The sequence below is a fragment of the Microbacterium sp. IO18 genome (assembly GCF_049099505.1).
GTDB classification, from domain to species: Bacteria; Actinomycetota; Actinomycetes; order Actinomycetales; family Microbacteriaceae; genus Microbacterium; species Microbacterium aurugineum.
The window spans coordinates 170,729-188,831 of record NZ_JBMJAF010000001.1 but is presented as its reverse complement, the minus strand read 5'-3'; the positions used below and the strand labels follow the sequence as shown (position 1 = coordinate 188,831).

The window sequence follows — 18,103 nt, the reverse complement described above, 5'->3', positions numbered from 1 at the left end:
ACAGCGTCTCCCAGTCTAGCGCTCAGCCGCGGGTCTGCCCCGATCCACGCGCAAGCCATTTCGTGCTGGTCAGTTCAGCGAGGCCCATCGGTCCCCGCGCATGCAGCTTCTGGGTCGAGATGCCGACTTCCGCGCCGAAACCGAACTCGCCGCCATCGGTGAAACGGGTGGAGGCATTCACCATCACGACAGCCGAGTCCACCTCCGCGAGGAAGCGCTCCGCGTTGCGTGAGTCCGTCGTGATGATGGACTCGGTGTGACCGGTGCTGTACCGACGGATGTGGTCGAGTGCCTCGTCGAGCGAGTCCACCACCTTCATCGCGATATCGAGGCTCAGGTACTCGGTGGCCCAGTCCTCCTCCGTGGCGGGGATCACGTTCGACATGAGACCCGCCACCACGTCGTCACCGTGGATCGCGACACCCTCACTCTGCAGGGCGCTGGCCACCAGCGGCACGAGCCGCGGTGCCGCCTGTCGATGCACGAGCACCGTCTCCACCGCGTTGCACACGCTCGGCCGCTGCACCTTGGCGTTCACGACGATGTCGCGCGCCCACTCGTCAGGGGCGGTCTCGTCGAGCACGATGTGCACGTTCCCCGCTCCCGTCTCGATGACCGGCACGGTGGACTCCGTCACGACCGCCTCGATCAGGCCGGCGCTCCCCCGCGGGATCAGGACGTCGATGAACCCACGACCGTGCATGAGGGCCTTCGCGCCGTCGCGCCCGAAGTCGTCGACGGTCTGGATCGCCTCCGCCGTGAGCCCTGCCCGCTCGATCGCTCCGCGCATGACCTCGACGAGCACCGTGTTGGACTCGCGTGCAGCACTGCCACCTCGCAGCACCACGGCGTTCCCGGAGCGGAGTGCGAGCGCGGCGATGTCGACGGTCACGTTGGGACGCGCCTCATAGATCGCGCCGACCACCCCGAACGGCACCCGCACCTGTTCGAGGGCCACCCCGTTGGGCATCCGGTGCCCGCCCACCACACGGCCGACCGGGTCGGGCAGCGAGGCGACCTCGCGCACGGCCGCGGCCAGCGCGGCGACGCGCTTCTCATCGAGGCGCAGACGATCGATCAATGACTCCCCGATACCGTCCGCACGGCTACGTTCGATGTCGCGACCGTTCGCTTCGATGATGCGCGGCGCAGCTTCCTGGAGCGCGACGGCGATCGCTTCGAGCACCCGGGCCTTGTCGTCGCTCGTGAGGGCTGCGGTGGCTCGGGAGGCCTCTTTGGCGCGCTCCAGGCGCACCTGCGGGGTCTGGTCGGTCATCCGCCCAGTTTAGGAGGTGGCGGGTTCGAACCAGGTTCCTATTTCCGCACCGGAGAGTGCCTGATCCACCAGGTCGGCGCTGGTGACGAGGACACCGATACCCGAGGCCGCGGCGAGGCGCGCTGCCGAGACCTTGGTGGCCGCGCCGCCGGTGCCGACGCTGTTGACCACGGTCGATCCGAACTCCAGTCCAGTGAGGTCGGCGTCAGGCGCGACGATGTCGATCGGCTCGGCGTCGGGGTCCGTCGGAGGCTTCGTGTACAGCGACTCGATGTCGCTGAGCAGGATGAGCGCATCCGCCTCGATCAACTGGGCGACCAGGGCGCCGAGGCGGTCGTTGTCTCCGAACCGGATCTCCTGTGTGGCGACGGTGTCGTTCTCGTTCACGATCGGGAGGGTGCGCAGTCCGAGCAGACGCTCCATCGCACGTCGCGCATTGGAGCGCGAGGTGGGGTTCTCGAGGTCACCGGTCGTCAGGAGCACTTGTCCCGCGACGATGTCGAACGGGCGCAGCGATTCCTGATACCGATACAGGAGGATGTTCTGCCCCACGGCCGCCGCAGCCTGCTGCGTCGCGAGGTCGGTCGGACGCGCATCCAGCCGGAGGAACGGGATCCCGGACGCGATCGCCCCGGACGACACCAGCACGACCTCGGCACCGCGCGCATGGGCAGCGGCCAACGCCTCGACGATGACGGGGATCCGCCACGACGAGTCACCGCTGATCGACGACGAGCCGACTTTGACGACGATGCGGGACGCGGTCGCGAGATCCGCGCGGGTTCGTGCGGTCACTCGCCGTCCTCGCGGTATGCGGCGAGACGCTGTGCTTCGACCTCGGCACGCGCTTCCGCCTTGGCGTCCATGCGCTCGTAGTACTGCTCGCGGCGCTCCGACGTCGTCCGACGAGCGTTGGGGGCGAGGCGAGGGTCTGTTCCACGGGGAGCACTCATCAGTTCCGCGGCAGAGGACATGGTGGGCTCCCAGTCGAAGACGATGCTGTCGCCCTCGCCGATCACCACGGTCGAGCCCTGGACCGCGCCGAGGCGGAAGAGCTCATCCTCGACACCGAGCTTCTCCAGACGGTCGGCGAGGTATCCCACGGCCTCCTCGTTCTGGAAGTCGGTCTGCTGCACCCACCGCACCGGCTTCTCCCCCAGGATGCGGTACACGTTGCCGTACGTGCCGCCCTCGACACGGATGGAGAAGTCCTTCTTGGAGCCGCGCGGGCGGATGACCACGCGCTCCGGCGGCGTCTCGACCGCCGCTTCTGCGCGGTGCTTCTCGACAAGCTCACCCAGTGCGAAGGTGAGCGGACGCAGTCCCTCGTGCGAGACCGTGGAGATCTCGAACACCCGGAACCCGCGGGCCTCGAGGTCGGGACGCACCAGCTCAGCGAGATCGCGGGCTTCGGGGACGTCGACCTTGTTCAGCGCGACGAACTGCGGCCGCTCGAGCAGAGGGGTCTGCCCTGCGGGAACCTCGTAGGCGCCGAGCTCGGCGAGGATGACGTCGAGATCCGAGATCGGGTCGCGTCCAGGCTCCAGCGTGGCGCAGTCGAGCACGTGCAGCAGTGCGGAGCACCGCTCGACGTGACGGAGGAACTCGAGACCGAGCCCGCGCCCCTCGCTCGCGCCCTCGATGAGACCGGGCACGTCGGCGACCGTGTAGCGGAAGTCGCCGACCTGGACGACTCCGAGGTTCGGGTGGAGCGTCGTGAACGGGTATTCGGCGATCTTCGGGCGGGCCGCGGAGATGGCACCGATCAGGCTCGACTTGCCCGCGGACGGGTAGCCGACGAGAGCGATGTCGGCGACCGTTTTCAGCTCGAGGACGACGTCGCCCTCGTAGCCGGGAGTGCCGAGCAGGGCGAAACCGGGAGCCTTGCGCTTCGGGGTGGCCAGCGCAGCGTTGCCGAGTCCGCCCATTCCCCCCTTGGCGACCACGAAACGCTCGCCGGGGATGATCATGTCGATCAGGACGTCACCTGCGGTGTTCTTCACCACGGTGCCGACCGGGACGGGGAGCTCGAGCGTCTCGCCCAGGAATCCGGATCGGTGATCGCCCATACCGGGGCCGCCGTTGCCGGAGGAGCGGTGCGGCGAGTGGTGGTAGGAGAGCAACGTGCCGGTCTGCGGGTCGGCCACGAGGACGACGTCACCGCCGTCACCGCCGTTGCCGCCATCCGGGCCGCCCAGCGGCTTGAACTTCTCGCGGTGCACGGAGACGCAGCCGTTGCCGCCCTTACCCGCACGAAGGTGCAGTGTGACGGTATCGACGAACGTGACCATGTCCTGGTTCCCCTGAGTTCCTGTGTTGTTTCGGTGTGCAGATACACGGACGGGGCGAGCCGAAGCCCGCCCCGAACCGGATGACTAGTGTCGCGCTGAGATCACTCAGCTGCAGCGACGATGTTGACGACCTTGCGGCCGCCCTTCGCGCCGAACTCGACCGCGCCTGCGGCCAGAGCGAACAGCGTGTCGTCGCCACCACGGCCGACGTTGACGCCGGGGTGGAAGTGCGTGCCGCGCTGACGGACGATGATCTCGCCGGCGAGAACCTGCTGACCGCCGAAGCGCTTCACGCCGAGGCGCTGAGCGTTGGAGTCACGACCGTTACGGGTTGAGCTTGCGCCCTTTTTATGTGCCATGTCCTAGTCCCCTCGGGCTTACTTGATGCCGGTGATCTTGACGCGCGTGAGCTCCTGGCGGTGGCCCTGACGCTTCTTGTAGCCGGTCTTGTTCTTGTACTTCTGGATGATGATCTTCGGGCCGCGGAGGTTGCCGATGACCTCAGCCGTGACCTTGACCTTCGCCAGCGAGTCAGCGTCGGTGGTCACCGTGGCGCCGTCGACGAGCAGCACAGCGGCCAGCTCGATCTTCTCGCCCTGGGCAGCCTTGACACGGTCGAGCTGAACGATCGTGCCGACCTCGACCTTCTCCTGCCGCCCACCGGCGCGCACTACTGCGTAAACCACTTCATACCTTGTTTCGTTGGGGAGCACGTCGGCTCCGAGAATGTCACGGGAAGACTGTTGCTTGCATGCGTCGCAGGACGACGGGCGCGAACGCAAGGCTCTCCGCCTCAACCGACGAGGAAGACGCGGCATACGCACCAAGGGACTACTTTACCGGATGCGGGTCGGTGTCGCAAAGCCACGCCGACTCCGGCGGTTCTCGCTCGCGTTCAGCGTCCCGACCCGACGGCACGGTCGTAGGCTGACCAGGTGACCGTGCTCGTCGACGCCCCCCTCTGGCCCGCTCACGGACGCCTGTGGGCGCATCTGGTGAGCGATGAGAGCCTCGATGAGCTGCACGACTTCGCGAGGGCGCACGACGTCCCCGCGCGCGCCTTCGACCTCGACCACTACGACGTGCCGCAGGAGATGATCCCCCGACTCGTCGCCGCCGGCGCCCAGCAGGTGCAGGGCAAGGAGCTGGTGCGCCGGCTGATCGCGTCAGGACTCCGAGTCCGCGCCCGCGACCGGCGCTGACGGCTCGGAGTTCACCGACACCGGGGTACCGGTCAGCGCCGCCGTGCTCACCCGACGGCGTCCTCGACCCTGCCCCGGAGCCTTCGGCTCGGGAAGCGCGTCGAGCACCGAATCGAGAAGCTCTTCCGCGGGACTCTTGGGCCCCTTGCGATCCCCGCCGCGCTTCTTGCGTGCCTTCTTGGGGCGCTCCGCCGCCGCAGGTGCCTCGTCCGCTGCGACCGGCGCCGGCGTCTCCGCCGTCCCGTCCGCGGCGGGAGCGATGGTCGACGCCGCGATCTGAGCCAGCGCGGACTTCGCGCCCTCGGTGATGCTGTGGGTGACGTGCGGGGCCGCCGGAGCACTCTGGCTCTGACCGTTCCCGCCGTTGCCGCCGCGCTGGCGACGACCGCCCTGACCGTTTCCGTTGCTGCCGCCGTTGCTGTTGCCCGAGCGGTGCTTCACGACCGGATCATGATGCACGATGACGCCGCGGCCGGCGCAGACCTCGCACGCCTCGCTGAAGGTCTCGAGTAGGCCCAGACCGAGCTTCTTGCGGGTCATCTGCACCAGACCGAGCGAGGTCACCTCGGCGACCTGGTGCTTCGTCCGGTCACGGCTCAGGCACTCGATCAGACGACGGAGCACGAGGTCACGGTTGGATTCCAGCACCATGTCGATGAAGTCGACCACGATGATGCCGCCGATGTCGCGCAGCCGCAGCTGGCGGACGATCTCCTCGGCCGCCTCGAGGTTGTTCTTGGTGACCGTCTCCTCGAGATTTCCCCCCGAGCCGACGAACTTGCCGGTGTTGACGTCGACGACCGTCATAGCCTCGGTCCGGTCGATCACGAGCGACCCACCCGAGGGCAGCCAGACCTTGCGGTCGAGGGCCTTCTCGATCTGCTCCGTGATGCGGAAGGCATCGAACGGGTCCGTCTCGTCTTCGTACGCCTCGACCCGCTCGAGCAGATCGGGGGCGACGCTCTCCAGGTAGGCGCGGATCGTCTGCTGCGCGTCCTCCCCCTGGATCAGCATCTTCGTGAAGTCCTCGTTGAAGACGTCACGCACGATCTTGACGAGCAGGTCCGGCTCGGCGTGCAGGAGCGCAGGCGCCTGCTGGCTCTCGACCTGCTTCTGGATGTGCTCCCACTGCGAGGTGAGACGCTGCACGTCGCGCGTGAGCTGGTCTTCGGTCGCTCCTTCGGCCGCGGTGCGGACGATCACGCCGGAGGACTCGGGGAGGACCTCCTTGAGGATGCGCTTGAGGCGCGCCCTCTCGTTGTCGGGGAGCTTTCGGCTGATGCCGTTCATCGACCCGCCGGGGACGTACACGAGGTAGCGGCCGGGGAGGGAGATCTGGCTCGTCAAGCGCGCGCCCTTGTGTCCGACCGGATCCTTCGTGACCTGCACGAGCACACGGTCACCCGGCTTCAGCGCGAGCTCGATGCGCCGCGGCTGATTGCCCGTCTCGACGCCGTCCCAGTCGACCTCACCCGAGTAGAGCACGGCGTTGCGACCACGACCGATGTCGACGAACGCGGCCTCCATGCTCGGGAGCACGTTCTGGACACGACCCAGGTACACATTGCCGATCAGCGACGCATCCTGGTTGCGGGCGACGTAGTGCTCGACGAGGACGCCGTCTTCCAGCACACCGATCTGCGTGCGACCGTTCTTGGAGCGCACGACCATCTTGCGGTCGACGGACTCGCGGCGCGCGAGGAATTCGGCCTCGGTCACGACCGGACGACGACGGCCGGCGTCGCGTCCATCGCGGCGGCGCTGCTTCTTCGCCTCGAGACGGGTCGAACCCTTGATGGCCTTCGGCTCCGTGATGTACTCGACGACACGCTGACGCTGGCGCGGCTCGTCGCGCTGGTCATCCCCGTCAGAGCCCCCACGACGGCGCCGTCCGCGACCGCGCGGCGCGGACTCGTCTTGCGGCTGATCGCGGTCGGCGATGCGGTCGAAGACGCGCTCGCGACCGGGACGCGCCGGCAGCGGCACGATCTCGGGAGCGTAGAAATGCAGCTGGGTGGAGACCTGCGAGACGAAGACCTCGGGAAGCAGGCCCAGCGATACAGCGGTCACCGGAGCCGGCGCCTCGGGAGCAGCGGCCTCGGGAGCAGCGGCTTCGAGAGCAGCAGTCTCGGCGGCAGCAGCGGGCGCTTCCTCGACAGGGGGTTCGTCCGTCGAGGGCTTCTCCTCCGCCGGCTCCGTCTTCGCAACCTGCTCGTCCGCAGCGGCCTCGGCCTCGGCGCTCTCGCCAGCGTCGGAGGAGCTCTCGGCGTCGGTGCTCTCGGGGTCAGTGCTCTCGGAGTCGGTGCTCTCGGGGTCAGTGCCCTCACGTGCCTCGTCGTGATCGGCGGCGTCGCGTGCGACCGCATCCGCCGCGTCATCGGCGGCGGCCGCGGCGTCCTCGGCGGCGGCGTACCCTGCGGCGACATCGTCCGCGGCAGCGTCCGCGGCGGCATCGGCTGCGTCTGCGGCGGCCTCCGTTGCCGCGGCGGCGTCGCTCGAAGACCCGGTGAGCTCGTCGGCCTCCGGAGCAGCGGGCTCCGTCAGCGCATCCGCGGCGTCAGCCGGGAGATCGAGGGCAGGTACGTTGGTGTCATTGTTCTCATCGGCCATCTCTGGCTTACTCCCTGCACGGAGCACTGGGTGCTCCATGAAATCTCATGCGGTACCCGCGGGTTCCGCGAACTCACTCGGTGTGCGACCGGCTCATGGCTCTGATCGCGTGGGGCATAGGACCCCGAAGTCTGCGTCGACGCGTGTCGCGGCGGGGCCGTTCATCGCGTCACAGGCCATTATCGCACCAAGTGGCCCCGTTCATGGCATCAGGTCGTGACCAGCGCGTTTTCTCCGGCCTGTTGTCGTCCTATCCATAGCCGTCGCTGAGATAATCGCCCGTATGAGCGAGCAGCGCACCCGCCCCGTCTTCTATGCCGTGTGGTTGATCATCGCGAGCGTCATCGGGTGGTTCGCCGCTTTCGAGCTGACCGTCGAGAAGTTCGCACTGCTGGAGAACCCGAAGGAAGCCCTCGCCTGCGACCTGAGCCCCTTCATCCAGTGCAGCACGAACCTCGAGTCGTGGCAGGGATCGGTCTTCGGCTTCCCCAACCCGATCATGGGCCTCACCGGATGGATGGCGCCCCTGGTGGTGGGCGTCGCGATCCTCGCCGGCGCACGGTTCCCCCGCTGGTTCTGGGCGGCGTTCGGACTCGGCATCACGTTCGCCTTCGGCCTCGTGTGCTGGCTCATCGGCCAGAGCCTCTACGACCTTTTCGTCCTCTGCCCTTGGTGCATGGTCACGTGGGCGGTCACGATCCCCACCTTCTTCGCGACGATGGTCCATCTGACCCGCAACGGCACGTTCACCCGGAACGAGAAGGTCATGGCCCGCGCCGACACGCTCATGCCGTGGGTGCCGCTCGCCACGATCGTCGCCTATGCGCTGATCATCCTCCTCGCACAGCTCCAGGGGCTCGACTTCCTGGGCGAGATGAGCAGGATCCTCTTCTGATCCGCGGTCTCCGCAGACGAGAAGCCCGCCCGCCGAGATTCGGCGGGCGGGCTTTTCGTCGGCGTGCGGGCGGACGGACTCAGTCGAACCAGATGCCGAGCTCGCGTGCCGCCGACTCGGGGCTGTCCGAACCGTGCACGAGGTTCTGCTGCACGGGGAGTCCCCAGTCGCGGCCGAAGTCTCCGCGGATCGTGCCGGGCGCGGCGGTCGTCGGGTCGGTGGTTCCCGCGAGCGAGCGGAATCCTTCGATCACCCGGTTGCCCGCGAGGCGGATCGCGACGGACGGGCCGGAGAGCATGAACTCGAGCAGCGGCTCGTAGAACGGCTTGCCCTCGTGCTCGGCGTAGTGCTCGGCGAGAAGGTCGCGGTCGGGCTCCACCAGGCGGATGTCGACGAGGGCGTACCCCTTCGCCTCGATGCGGGCGAGGATCGCGCCGGTGAGGCCGCGGGCGACGCCATCGGGCTTGACGAGGACGAGGGTTTCTTCGGTGGCCATGTCATTCACTCTCTGTCTGAGTCTCGGTCGTGGGAGCCGCGGAACGTCGTGCGTCCAATCGAGCCCCTCCGATGGTCGCATACGCCCACATGCCGCCGAAAATCAGGACGACCAGCAGGATCGCCGGCACGAAGAACGCCGACAGGGCGACAAGGGCCTGGACGACCCATCCGGCGGTGAGTGCCCACGGCTTCGTGATCATGCCGGCGATGAGGATGCATACGAGTGCGAGGACCGCCCCGCCGACGATCCCCCACCACTGCTCGATGCCCTCGGGAAGCTGTCGAAGCCCGAAGATCGTGAGCCCGACCAGGAACACCACGATCGCCTCGAACCCCAGCACGACGGGCGCGAGCTTCTGCACGAGGGTGCGCGGCGGCCGAGGCGAGCGCGCGGCAGGCGCATCGGCGGTCATGCGCGCCACCCCGACTTCCAGTCCTCTTCCTCGGCCAGGGCGATCGCCTCGCCGGCGAGCACGACGGAACCGGCGATGATCACGGCACGACGATCGGAGGATGCGGCCCACTCCCGGGCGGCGTCGGCGGCGTCGGCGAGCGAGTCATGCACGGTCGCGCGCTGTCCGGTCTGCTCGACGAGGTCGGCGATCGCATCCGCGTCGCTCGCGCGTTCGGACTCCGGAGCCGTGGCGAACACGTGCGCGGCCCGTGGTGCCAGCTCCGCGACGATGCCCGCGGCGTCCTTGTCGGCGAGTACGCCGAGCACCAGACCCCACTCATCGAAGTCGAAGCTGTCGTCCAGAGCCTGCGCGAGCGCCTTGGCACCGTGCGGGTTGTGGGCGGCATCGACGATCACGGTCGGCGCGATGCCGAGCAGCTGCAACCGGCCGGGCGAGGTCGTGCCCTGCAGGCCGTCGGAGATGATGTCAGGGGCGATCGCCTGAGACGCACCGCCGATCAGCGATTCCACGGCGGCGACGGCGAGTGCGGCGTTGTGACCCTGGTGAGCGCCGTACAGCGGGAGGTACTCCTCGGCGTATTCCCCGGCCAGTCCCCGGACGCTGAGCAGCTGTCCGCCGACCGCGAGCTTCTGCTCGGTGAGGCCGAACTCCTCGCCCTCGAACGCGATGGTCGCGTTGCGCTCGGCCGCCACCCGGCGCAGGACCTCGGCGGCCTCCGGGGGCTGCTGCGCGGATACGACAGCGGCACCTTCCTTGATGATGCCGGCCTTGGTCTGCGCGATCTCCGCGATCGTCCCGCCCAGGCGGTCCGCGTGGTCGATGTCGATCGGCGCGAACACCGCGACGTCGCCGTCTGCCGTGTTCGTGGAATCCCACTCACCGCCCATGCCCACCTCGAGCACCAGCACGTCGACGGGAGCATCCGCCACCGCGACGAAGGCCAGCACCGTGAGCAGCTCGAAGAACGTCAGCGGCGCGTCTCCCGCGGCCTCGAACTCGGCGTCCACGATGTCGACGAACGGCTCGATCTCGTCCCACGCATCCGCCACCGCCTCGTCGGAGATCGGCTCTCCGTCGATCATGATCCGCTCCGTGAAGCGCTCGAGGTGCGGGCTGGTGAACAGACCCGTCCGCAAGCCGTGCGCGCGGAGGAGGCTCTCGATCATCCGTGCCGTCGACGTCTTGCCGTTCGTGCCGGTGAGGTGCACCACGCGATAGGTGCGCTGCGGGTCGTCGAGGAAGGCGAGGATGCGCGCGGTGCGCTCCTTGCGAGGCTGCACCCACCGCTCGCCCGCCCTGCTCAGCAGCGCGTCGTAGACGGCATCCGCCCGTTCCCTGTCACTCATGCGCCTGCTCCGATCCTGGTGACGGCGATCGTGAAGTCGCCACGGTTGGCGTAGGTCCCGCTCGGGATGTCCGCCGTGAACTCGGCCGCGGGGAGCACGGCGTCGTCACGGTGAAGCGCGTGCTCCAACGCGAGGGTCTCCCCCGCGACATCGGCGACCTCGAAGGCGGCTGCCACCGCATCCGCGTCCTCGGCACTCGCGAAACGCAGTTCCAGTCGGATGCGGTCGCTGACGTCGAAGTCCGCGTTCTTGCGGGTCTCCTGCACGGCGCGGATGACGTCGCGGGCCAGTCCTTCGGCCTCGAGGTCGGGCGTCGTCTGCGTGTCGAGCAGGACGAACCCTCCGCTCGGGACGATCGCGAGTGCTTCGCCGTCGGGACGACCCGTCGTCTCGAGCACGAGCTCGTACTCCGCCGGCTCCAGCGCGATGCCGCCGGCGATGACCACGCCGTCCACCTCGTTCCAGTCGCCCGAGCGTGCGGCCTGGATCGCCTTCTGCACGTCCTTGCCGAGGCGCGGACCGGCCGCGCGAGCGTTCACACTCAGTCGGTGGTCGATGCCGTACTCGACCGCGGTCGTGTCCGTGAGCGGCACGACCTCGACGGACTTGACGTTGAGCTCCTCGCGGAGGATGTCCTCGAACTGTCCGAGCGTCCCCGCGAGCGGCGACACGACGGTGAGGCGCGCGAGCGGCAGACGCACGCGGAGCTTCTCCTTCTTGCGCAGGGCGTTGCCGACGCTGGAGAGTTCGCGGACCGCGTCCATCGCATCGCGGATCTCGTTCGCGGCCGGGTACTGCGCGTCGTCGGGCCAGTCGGTCAGGTGCACGCTGCGTCCGCCGGTGAGCCCCTGCCACACGCGCTCGCTGACGAGCGGCACGAGGGGTGCCGCCACGCGGGTGAGCGTCTCGAGCACGGTGTAGAGCGTGTCGAAGGCCTCACGGCTCTTCGGATCGTCCGTGACGCCGGTCCAGAAGCGATCACGGGAGCGACGGATGTACCAGTTGGTCAGCACCTCGGCGAAGTCACGCAGACGCGCGGAGGCCGTGGTCGAGTCGAGACCCTCGAGATCAGCACGCACCTCGCGGACCAGATCGCCGAGCCTGGCGAGGATGTAGCGGTCGAGGACATCCGAGGAGTCCGTGCGCCAGGACGCCTCGTACCCGTCGGCGCCGGAGGCGTTGGCGTAGGTCGCGAAGAAGTACCAGGAGTTCCACAGCGGCAGCAGGAACTCGCGGACGCCCGAACGGATGCCCTCCTCGGTGACCGCGAGGTTTCCGCCTCGCAGCACCGAGCTCGACATCAGGAACCAGCGCATCGCGTCGGAGCCGTCGCGGTCGAGCACCTCGGACACGTCCGGGTAGTTGCGCAGCGACTTCGACATCTTGTAGCCGTCGCTGCCGAGCACGATGCCGTGGCAGCTGACCCCCGTGAACGCCGGGCGGTCGAACAGCGCGGTCGAGAGCACGTGCATGACGTAGAACCAGCCGCGGGTCTGGCCGATGTACTCCACGATGAAGTCCGCCGGTGAGTGCGAGTCGAACCACTCCTGGTTCTCGAACGGATAGTGCACCTGCGCGTACGGCATCGATCCCGAGTCGAACCACACGTCGAAGACGTCCTCGATACGGCGCATCGTGCTCTTGCCCGTGGGATCGTCCGGATTCGGACGCGTCAGGTCGTCGATGTAGGGGCGGTGCAGGTCGATCTCGCCCTCGGGGTTGCGCGGCAGCGTCCCGAAGTCCCGCTCGAGATCCTCCAGGGACCCATAGGCGTCGACGCGCGGGTACTCCGGGTCATCGCTCTTCCAGATCGGGATCGGCGAGCCCCAGTAGCGGTTGCGGCTGATCGACCAGTCGCGGGCGCCCTCGAGCCACTTGCCGAACTGTCCGTGCTTGACGTTCTCGGGCACCCAGGTGATCTGCTCGTTGTTCGCGAGCAGGTCGTCCTTGATGTCGGTGACCCGGATGAACCAGCTCGACACGGCCTTGTAGATCAGGGGGTTCCGGCAGCGCCAGCAGTGCGGGTACGAGTGCTCGTAGCTCTGGAGCCGGATGAGGCGGCCGTGCTCCCGGATCAGGCGCACCAGCGGCGTGTTCGCCTCCATCCACAACTGACCCGCGACATCGGTGACGTTCGGGAGGAACCGGCCACCGTCGTCCAGCGAGAGGATCGTGGGGATGCCGGCAGCGCCCGCGACCCGCTGGTCGTCTTCACCGTAGGCCGGAGCCTGGTGGACGATGCCCGTGCCGTCGCTCACGGTGACGTAGTCGTCGACCAGGATCCGCCAGGCGTTCTCGGTGCCGTAGGTCTCGGCGTCGGCGTAGTAGTCGAAGAGGCGGTCGTACGTGACGTCCTGCAACTGCGCGCCACGCACGGTCGCGTCCACCGCGGCGAGCGCGTCCTCCGTGCTCTCGTAGCCGAGGTCCTTGGCATAGCCACCGAGGAGGTCACGGGCGAGGAGGTAGCGATGTGCGGACGACTCGATGGCGGCGTCCTCGGTCCCCGCCGTCTGATGGACGTCGGCGGCACCTGCCGGCCCCGCGGGGAGCGCCACGTACTCGATGTCTGGACCGACGGCGAGCGCGAGGTTGGTCGGCAGGGTCCAGGGCGTGGTCGTCCAGGCGAGGGCGCGGACGCCCGTGAGCCCGAGCGCCTCGGCCTTGGCTCCCGTGAGCGGGAAGGTCACCGTGACGGACGGATCCTGCCGCATCTGGTACACGTCGTCGTCCATGCGCAGCTCATGGGCGCTGAGCGGCGTCTCGTCTCGCCAGCAGTACGGCAGGACGCGGTATCCCTCGTACGCGAGGCCCTTGTCGTACAGGGTCTTGAACGCCCAGAGCACGCTCTCCATGTACCCGAGGTCGAGCGTCTTGTAGCCGCGGTCGAAGTCGACCCAGCGCGCCTGGCGGGTGACGTAGTCCTGCCACTCGCGCGTGTACGTGAGCACCGAGTCCTTCGCCTTCGCGTTGAAGACGTCGATGCCCATGTCCTCGATCTCCGACTTCTCGGTGATGCCGAGCTGCTTCATGGCCTCGAGCTCGGCCGGCAGACCGTGGGTGTCCCATCCGAAGACCCGATCGACCTTGTGGCCGGTCATGGTCTGGAAGCGCGGGAAGACGTCCTTGGCGTAGCCGGTCAGGAGGTGTCCGTAGTGCGGCAGGCCGTTCGCGAACGGCGGACCGTCGTAGAACACCCATTCCGGTGCGCCCTCACGCTGCTCGATCGAGGCGCGGAAGGTGTCGTCGGACTTCCAGAACGCAAGCACCTCTTCCTCGATCTGCGGGAAGCGGGGGCTGGGCGCGACGGAGTCGGCGGCGGGGCCGAAGGAGGAACGGGGGTAGGTCATCGTGTCTCGCAGTGTTCGTCGTGGCGGATGCTCCTGCGAGGACGACCCTCACGGACCGCGGTACCACCTCGCGTGCCACGCCGTACGACGCGACCACTCTCACTGCGGCTGTGACGGGCCTGCCCCGCTCGGTTCTACTGAGCGCCGCCCGGGGGCTGCACCGTTCTTCCGAGAGCTCCCCGGTGATGGCCGGATCGATGCTCGTCCCTCCAGTGTACGCGGCATCCGACCTCCGACGCTGTCCGTGGCAGCACCTACCCTCGAAGGATGGCCCGCACCTCGGAATCACCGGCCCCGCCCCGCGTGACCGCTCCCGACCTCCCGTCCGTCCTCGAGCAGGCCACCGCTGCGCGCAGTGCCGACATCCTGGGGTCGAGCCTCGAGCTCACCGGCACCGTCGACCTCGCCTACGCGACGCTCGAACAGTGCGCCGTGAGGGCCGATGCCGACGCCGTCGATCTCACCGGAGCGACCGTCATCGACGTCGACATGTCGGGCGCGCGGATCGCCTCACTCCGCCTGCGTGACGCCGGAGTGCGGCGGATGCGGATCAGCGGAGGACGCATCGGCACACTCGACCTGAGCGAGGCGCGTATCTCGGAACTCGACCTGCGCGACGTGCGCATCGACTACCTGAACCTCGGCGCGTCGAAGGTCACCGACCTCGAGATCTCGGAGTGCACCATCCGCACGATCGACATGCCCCAGGCCGAGCTCACCCGCGTGCGGTTCACCGCCACGTCGACCGAAGAGGTCGATTCCCGAGGCATGCGGGCGAAAGACCTCGATCTGCGCGGCCTCGACGCCGTCGCGTTCCTCGATGCCAACAGCCTCCGCGGGGCCACCCTCACCTCGTTCCAGGTGCAGCAGCTCGCTCCGGTGATCGCGGCGGGCATCGGCATCCAGATCAAGGACTGACGGGCGGTCAACGACCGGCAGCGCCGCCGGCATCGAGCAGCTCCCGAGTGAACGGGTGCTGAGGCGTCGCGAACACCGCCGCGGTGGTGCCCTGCTCGACGATCCGCCCGTCCTGCATCACTAGCACCTCGTCTGCGACCGCTCCGACCACGTCGAGGTCGTGCGAGACGAAGATCATCGTCAGCTGCCGTTCCTGCTGCAACCGTGCGAGCACCCGCAGCACCCGCTCCCGTACCGACGGATCGAGCGCCGAGACGGGTTCGTCGAGCACGAGCACCTGCGGATCCGCCGCGAGCGCCCTCGCGATGGCCGCGCGTTGCCGCTGCCCGCCGGAGAGCGCGCTCGGACGCCGCTCGGCGAGTTCCGGTGCGAGGTCGACCTCGGCGAGGAGCCCGGCTACGCGCGCCGGCCGCTGAGCGCGAGGCACTCCCCCGGCTTCCAGCGCCTCACGCAGCGAACGGCCGATCGTCCAGCGCGGGTCGAAAGCCCCGAGCGGATTCTGGTGCACGAGCTGCACCCTGCGCTCCGTGGTCCACTGCAGAGAGCCGGAGTCCGGTGCGTCGACGCCGACGATCATGCGCGCCAGCGTCGTCTTGCCCGACCCCGATTCGCCGACGATGCCAAGCGTCCGCCCGTCTTTCAGCGTGAACGAGGCGTCGATGACCGCAGGCACCGTGCCGAAGCTCCGTGACACCCCGTCCGCGATCAGCACCGGCGGGAAGTCGGCGGGGACCGAGGCTCGCGGTTCGTGGATCGTGGCCGCGAGGAGCTGCTTCGTGTACTCGTGCCGTGGATTCTCGAGCACCTCGGCCACCGGCCCGGACTCCACGATGACGCCGCCCCTCATCACCAGGACGCGGTCGGCGATCCGGCGGACGGCCGCGAAGTCATGACTGATGAACACGAGAGCTGTTCCGGCATCCGTGATCTCGCGCAGCAACCCGAGGACCCGCGCCTGCACGGTCGCGTCGAGAGCGGTCGTCGGCTCATCCGCCACCAGCACGGCCGGAACCGCAGCGAGCGCGGAAGCGATGAGCGCGCGCTGCCGCAGCCCGCCGGAGAGTTCGTGCGGGTGCTGGCGGGCACGGCGATCGGGATCCGGCATCCACACCTTCCGCAGGAGATCCCGCACCCGAGCCGCCCGCTCCGCGCGTCCGCGGACGAGCCGATGAAGGAGCAGCGGCTCGGCGATCTCGGTTCCGATCCGTCGCAGAGGATCGAGAGAGACCAGTGCATCCTGGGAGACGAGGGCGATCCCGGCGCCGCGCACCGCACGCCACGCGTGCTCCGTGAGCCCGGCGGTGTCCGTGCCGTCCACGATGAGCTCATCCAGCGCGACGTCGGCCTCCGCGGGCGTCAGACCCAGCAGTGCGCGTGCCGTGAGGGACTTGCCCGCCCCGGACTCCCCCACGATCGCGATGCACTCTCCGCGGTCGACGGTGAAGGACACGTCGTCCACGACCGGCTCACCCTCGAAGGAGATGCGCAGACCCCGCACCTGCAGTGCAGCGCTCATGCCGTCCTCCCGTCTCCGCGCGCGCGGAGGATGCGCCCGACCACGGTCGCCGAGACGACGGTGAGGGTGATCGCGATGCCAGGGAAGACCGAGATCCACCATGCCTGCCCGAGCACGTTGCGGCCGCCCGCCAGCATCAGTCCCCACTCCGGTGTCGGCTCGGACGGCCCGAGACCGAGGAAGCTGAGCCCCGCCGCGGCGAGGATGCTCGACCCGATGCCGATCGTCGCCAGCACGCTCAGCGCCCCGAGCACACCGGGAGCGACGTGTCGCAGGAAGGCCGTCGCTCGCGGCACCCCGAGGATGCGCGCAGCCTCCACGTGCTCGGCGGCCCGGAGGGTCTGCGTCTGCACCCGTGCCAGTCGGATGTACACGGGAACCGCCGCCAGCGTCACCGCGATCGCGATGTTCACCGTCCCCGGGCCGAGCACCGCGACGACGACGAGCGCCACGAGGAACTCGGGAAAGGCCATCAGGATGTCGTTCACCCGCATCACGGTGGCGTCGACGCCCCGCGGCGCGACCCCCGCGAAGGCTCCGAGAAGCAGACCGACCGTGAGGGCGACGACGGTCGCGAGCAGTCCGATGCCGAGGGAGCGTCCGGCTCCGTACACGACCCGGGAGTAGACGTCGCGCCCGCTCTGGTCGGTGCCGAACAGGTGCTCCGTGCTCGGCGGGAGCAGGGCGGATCGCACCTCCGTCTGGAGGGGGTCGTGGGTCGCGAGGGCAGCGGGCCAGAGCGCCGAGAACGCGATCACGGCGAGGACGGCGACGGCGGCCCACAGCAGCACGCGTTGCGCCCGCTTCATCGGGTGCCTCGACGGGTGCCTCGACGGGTGCCTCGCGACGGAGCCGCGACCACCCGGGGATCGATAAGCGGATGCACGAGCTCGACGACGAGGTTCACCACGACGAACGCCAGGGCGCTCAGCAGGATGATGCCCGTGATGACGGGAAGATCGCGGTCGTTGATCGCGGCGAGCGTGACCCTGCCCAGACCCGGGCGCGCGAACACGGTCTCCACGAGCACGGCACCCCCGAGGACGGATCCCGTGAGGTACGCGGTCAGGGTGACGCCGGAAGCGGCGCCGTGTCTGAGCCCGTGCCGCAGCGTGAACCACGAAGGGCTCGCCCCACGGGCCCGGACGGTCTCGGCGAACGGCATGCGCTCCGCCTGCACCAGTCCGTCGCGCAGCACCTGACTCAGCAGCGCAGCCACGGGAAGCGCCAGAGTGATCGCCGGCAGCACGAGGGTGGCGGGGTTACGGGCACCCGACACCGGGAACCAGCCCAGCCCGAAGGCGAAGACACTGAGCAGGACGAGCCCGATCCAGAACACCGGCGAGGAGAGGATGACCAGCTCGATGCCGGCGGCGACCGTGCGTCCGACCTGCCCGCGGACGAACACCGCCACGGCGAGCGCGAGGACGACGGCGATCAGCAGCGCCAGCACGGACAGCTGCACCGTCGCACCGAGTTGACGCCCGATCACCTCGGTCACCGGCATCCGCAGCTGGTACGACTCCCCCAGGTCGCCCCGCGCGAGCTGACCGATGAAGCCGAGGTACTGCTCGAACGGTGGTCGATCGAGCCCGAGATCGGCCCTGATGCCGTCCTTGACCGCTTCACTCACCTGCGCCTGGGGTCCCAGCATCACCGACACCGGGTCTCCGGGGACCACCCGGAACGCGAGGAAGGCGACGGTCGCCGCACCCCACAGGACGAGCACGACGGAGGCGGCGAGGCCGGCGATGCGGACGAGAGCAGTCTTCACCACTCGTGCCCTCC

Annotated in this window: 16 protein-coding genes; 3 read left to right on the top strand and 13 right to left on the bottom strand. The window is 68.9% G+C overall.

Features of this window, described 5'->3' with window-relative positions:
- Positions 1–22 precede the first annotated feature (22 nt).
- The 5 genes from ACLF6J_RS00935 to rplU all read right to left on the bottom strand — a co-directional run bounded on the left by ACLF6J_RS00935 (position 23) and on the right by rplU (position 4,253).
- Positions 23–1,276: a glutamate-5-semialdehyde dehydrogenase gene (locus ACLF6J_RS00935; RefSeq protein WP_134351439.1), complete on the bottom strand. Its 1,254-nt coding sequence runs from the start codon at positions 1,274–1,276 to the stop codon at positions 23–25.
- A 9-nt stretch (positions 1,277–1,285) separates the two neighbouring features.
- Positions 1,286–2,071: a glutamate 5-kinase gene (gene proB, locus ACLF6J_RS00930; protein WP_047519871.1), complete on the bottom strand. Its 786-nt coding sequence runs from the start codon at positions 2,069–2,071 to the stop codon at positions 1,286–1,288.
- On the bottom strand, positions 2,068–3,567 hold the full coding sequence (obgE, locus tag ACLF6J_RS00925) for a GTPase ObgE (RefSeq protein ID WP_134351441.1): 1,500 nt from the start codon (positions 3,565–3,567) through the stop codon (positions 2,068–2,070). Before obgE ends, proB begins: the two co-directional genes overlap by 4 nt.
- A gap of 101 nt (positions 3,568–3,668) precedes the next feature.
- On the bottom strand, positions 3,669–3,926 hold the full coding sequence (rpmA, locus tag ACLF6J_RS00920) for a 50S ribosomal protein L27 (protein ID WP_017202370.1): 258 nt from the start codon (positions 3,924–3,926) through the stop codon (positions 3,669–3,671).
- An 18-nt stretch (positions 3,927–3,944) separates the two neighbouring features.
- Positions 3,945–4,253, bottom strand: coding sequence for a 50S ribosomal protein L21 (rplU, locus tag ACLF6J_RS00915; protein WP_028501602.1), 309 nt, complete (start codon positions 4,251–4,253; stop codon positions 3,945–3,947).
- Between the two features lie 249 nt (positions 4,254–4,502).
- Between rplU and ACLF6J_RS00910 the strand changes: the two genes are divergently transcribed.
- The gene (locus ACLF6J_RS00910; RefSeq protein ID WP_047519866.1) at positions 4,503–4,769 is read left to right on the top strand and encodes a DUF4031 domain-containing protein; all 267 of its coding nucleotides are present in this window, start codon (positions 4,503–4,505) and stop codon (positions 4,767–4,769) included.
- Here ACLF6J_RS00910 and ACLF6J_RS00905 read toward each other — a convergent pair.
- A complete protein-coding gene (locus ACLF6J_RS00905) occupies positions 4,734–7,379 on the bottom strand; it encodes an Rne/Rng family ribonuclease (protein ID WP_134351443.1) in 2,646 nt (881 codons plus the stop codon). The genes ACLF6J_RS00910 and ACLF6J_RS00905 overlap by 36 nt on opposite strands.
- Positions 7,380–7,662: 283 nt before the next feature.
- Between ACLF6J_RS00905 and ACLF6J_RS00900 the strand changes: the two genes are divergently transcribed.
- Positions 7,663–8,274, top strand: a complete 612-nt coding sequence (locus ACLF6J_RS00900) for a vitamin K epoxide reductase family protein (protein WP_131491229.1) — start codon at positions 7,663–7,665, stop codon at positions 8,272–8,274.
- 79 nt (positions 8,275–8,353) lie between these two features.
- On the opposite strand, the gene ndk is transcribed toward ACLF6J_RS00900, so the two are convergent.
- Genes ndk through ileS form a run of 4 tightly spaced genes read right to left on the bottom strand, consistent with a single transcriptional unit; the run spans position 8,354 to position 13,881 of the window.
- A complete protein-coding gene (gene ndk, locus ACLF6J_RS00895) occupies positions 8,354–8,770 on the bottom strand; it encodes a nucleoside-diphosphate kinase (RefSeq protein ID WP_047524000.1) in 417 nt (138 codons plus the stop codon).
- 1 nt (position 8,771) lies between these two features.
- Positions 8,772–9,185 carry a DUF4233 domain-containing protein gene (locus tag ACLF6J_RS00890; RefSeq protein WP_231555074.1) on the bottom strand — a complete coding sequence of 138 codons (414 nt, stop codon included), beginning with the start codon at positions 9,183–9,185 and terminating at the stop codon, positions 8,772–8,774.
- Positions 9,182–10,534: a bifunctional folylpolyglutamate synthase/dihydrofolate synthase gene (locus tag ACLF6J_RS00885; protein ID WP_131491231.1), complete on the bottom strand. Its 1,353-nt coding sequence runs from the start codon at positions 10,532–10,534 to the stop codon at positions 9,182–9,184. Before ACLF6J_RS00885 ends, ACLF6J_RS00890 begins: the two co-directional genes overlap by 4 nt.
- Positions 10,531–13,881: an isoleucine--tRNA ligase gene (gene ileS, locus ACLF6J_RS00880; RefSeq protein WP_134351445.1), complete on the bottom strand. Its 3,351-nt coding sequence runs from the start codon at positions 13,879–13,881 to the stop codon at positions 10,531–10,533. Before ileS ends, ACLF6J_RS00885 begins: the two co-directional genes overlap by 4 nt.
- A 267-nt stretch (positions 13,882–14,148) precedes the next feature.
- On the opposite strand from ileS, the gene ACLF6J_RS00875 reads away from it, so the two are divergent.
- Complete coding sequence (locus ACLF6J_RS00875; RefSeq protein WP_134351447.1) at positions 14,149–14,799, top strand: pentapeptide repeat-containing protein; 651 nt, start codon at positions 14,149–14,151, stop codon at positions 14,797–14,799.
- 7 nt (positions 14,800–14,806) lie between these two features.
- Here the strand turns inward: ACLF6J_RS00875 and ACLF6J_RS00870 are convergent, their stop codons facing one another.
- From ACLF6J_RS00870 to ACLF6J_RS00860, 3 genes are read right to left on the bottom strand one after another with little or no spacing between them, the layout of a single operon-like run.
- Positions 14,807–16,315 (bottom strand): dipeptide ABC transporter ATP-binding protein, encoded by a 1,509-nt coding sequence (locus tag ACLF6J_RS00870; RefSeq protein ID WP_134351449.1) that lies wholly within the window; start codon positions 16,313–16,315, stop codon positions 14,807–14,809.
- On the bottom strand, positions 16,312–17,124 hold the full coding sequence (locus ACLF6J_RS00865) for an ABC transporter permease (RefSeq protein ID WP_047524006.1): 813 nt from the start codon (positions 17,122–17,124) through the stop codon (positions 16,312–16,314). The genes ACLF6J_RS00870 and ACLF6J_RS00865 overlap by 4 nt, the downstream gene beginning before the upstream one ends.
- Complete coding sequence (locus tag ACLF6J_RS00860; RefSeq protein WP_244093461.1) at positions 17,121–18,089, bottom strand: ABC transporter permease; 969 nt, start codon at positions 18,087–18,089, stop codon at positions 17,121–17,123. Before ACLF6J_RS00860 ends, ACLF6J_RS00865 begins: the two co-directional genes overlap by 4 nt.
- Positions 18,090–18,103: the final 14 nt, after the last annotated feature.